The 2,174-nt window shown below is 71.1% G+C and carries 2 protein-coding genes; one reads left to right on the top strand and one right to left on the bottom strand.

Annotated features, from left to right (window positions below; all coding sequences use genetic code 11):
• Positions 1 to 292: 292 nt before the first annotated feature.
• Positions 293 to 1,300: a stage II sporulation protein M gene (locus ACYVE9_RS23995; RefSeq protein ID WP_461029980.1), complete on the bottom strand. Its 1,008-nt coding sequence runs from the start codon at positions 1,298 to 1,300 to the stop codon at positions 293 to 295.
• An 87-nt stretch (positions 1,301 to 1,387) separates the two neighbouring features.
• Here ACYVE9_RS23995 and ACYVE9_RS23990 point away from each other — a divergent pair.
• The coding region (locus ACYVE9_RS23990; RefSeq protein WP_461029979.1) for an RDD family protein at positions 1,388 to 2,174 on the top strand (787 nt) is incomplete at its 3' end.

Raw genomic sequence — 2,174 nt, 5'->3', positions numbered from 1 at the left:
TTTTCTTTCCGGTTTCTGCTCTGAGGGCGTTGGATTCCCTTTGCCTTTCGGCGCTTTCAGACTCTAGCAGAATCATTTTGGCCGATCGAATCGACTGTTGATTCCCTCAGGAGTTCGAAATACTTCCGGCGAACCACTCGGGTTCGGGAGGAAGCGTTGAAGATACCAACCGTTGCTGCCGAACTCGTCGAGCTCCAGGCAACTGTTCGAATCTACCGCCTCACGGCCCCCGCGTCAACGGGGTCCTGTGCGGCGAACAGGACAGTAGCAGTTGCCGGGGCCCCGACGCACATCAAGCGGCGACGGGCACCTCGGCCGGGCGGTCTGCGGCGTCGATGTCCCCGGTCTCACCTGCGAGAACGGCCCTGCGGCCGAGTACGTAGACGTAGCCGAGAAAGGCCGCCTCGGCAGCGACGCCGATGCTGACGCGGGCCCAGGTGGGCAGGCCGGAGGGGGTCACGAAGCCCTCGATCACGCCGGAGACGAACAGCACCACGGCCAGCCCGATGGCCATGCCGATGGCCGCCCGCCCCTCCTGGGCCAGCGCCGCCCGTCTGCTCCGCCGGCCCGGGTCGATCACCGTCCAGCCGAGCCGGAGGCCGGTCCCGGCGGCCACGAAGACCGCGGTGAGCTCCAGCAGGCCGTGCGGCAGCACCAGGCCGAGAAAGACGTCCAACCGGCCGGCCGACGCCATCAGGCCGATGCCGACGCCGAGATTGGCCATGTTCAGCAGCAGCACCCAGAGCACCGGGATGCCCAGCAGAGCACCGAAGATCAGGCAGATGGCGACGGCCTGGGCGTTGTTCGTCCAGACCTGCGCGGCGAAGGAGGCCGCCGGGTTGCTGGAGTAGTACGTCTCGTAGTCGCCACCGGGCCGGGTCATCTCCCGGAGGTCCTGCGGCGCGCCGATGGCGGACTGGACCTCCGGGTGGGCGGCGATCCACCAGCCGATCACCGCGGCCAGCAGGATCGACAGCACTGCGGTGGGCGCCCACCAGTGGCGGGTGCGGTAGACGGCGGCCGGGAAGCCGGCGGTGAAGAAGTGCGCCGCGTCCCTCCAGGAGGAGCGGCGCGGACTGGTGACGGCGCTGCGCGCGCGGGCGACCAGGGTGGTCAGCCGGCCGACCAGTGCGGGGTCGGGCGCGCTCGACTGGACCTGCGACAGGTGCGTCGCGGTGAGCTGGTAGAGCGCGACCAGCTCGTCCACCTCGGCTCCGGAGAGGCGGCGCCGGCGGCGCAGCAGCTCCTCCAGGCGTTCCCACTGCCCGCGGTGCGCGGAGACGAAGACGTCGAGATCCATGGGAAGAGCTTGGCAGACGACCGGCGGGCGGGACCGCGGGCACTTGTCGTCTTTACTGTTCGTAGGAGCCGAGAGGAGAGGTGCCGGGTGAGTGAACTCGTGACGGGCGACGCGGTGGTGCTGGGGTTGCGGCCGGCGAGAGTGCCGAGCCGGGCACTGGCCGTCTGCATCGACCTGGCGGTGCTGTGGGCCGTCTACCTGGCGTTCTTCGTCCTGCTGCTGACCGCGGTGTCCGGCCTGGACCAGGCTGCCGAGGCAGCCGTCGCGGTGGCGCTGCTGGTACTGGTCCTGATGGGCGGACCGGTGGCCGTGGAGACGCTCAGCAACGGACGGTCCCTGGGCAAGATGGCCTGCGGACTGCGCGTGGTCCGGGAGGACGGCGGGCCGGTCCGCTTCCGGCACGCGCTGGTGCGCGGACTGATCGGGTTCGTGGAGATCCAGCTGACGCTCGGGGTGGTGGCCACCTGCTCCTCGCTGGTCTCCCAGCGGGGGCGCCGCCTCGGTGACGTCTTCGCCGGCACGCTCGTGGTGCGGGAACGCAACTCCGCGCCGCCGGTCGCGGCGGTGCCGCCGCCCCCGCCCCGGCTGGCCGGCTACTTCCAGGGCCTCGACCTCTCCGCGATCCCGAACCCGCTGTGGTTGGCGATCCGGCAGTACCTCACCCGGATGTCCCAGCTCGACCCGCAGGTGAGCCGGTCGGTCGCGGAGCGGCTCGGTGCGGACGTGGCGGGGCGTACCGGCACGCCGCCGCCCGAGGGCGTGCCGGCCGCGACGTATCTGGCGGGAGTGGTGGCCGAGAGGCAGTCCCGCGACGCCCGCAGGGCCTTCGGTGAGAGTCCCGCGTACCCGCCGGGTGCGGCCGGCGCGCCGGCGT

It is taken from the genome of Streptomyces sparsus (assembly GCF_054776295.1).
This window is presented reverse-complemented; position numbering and strand designations above follow the sequence as displayed.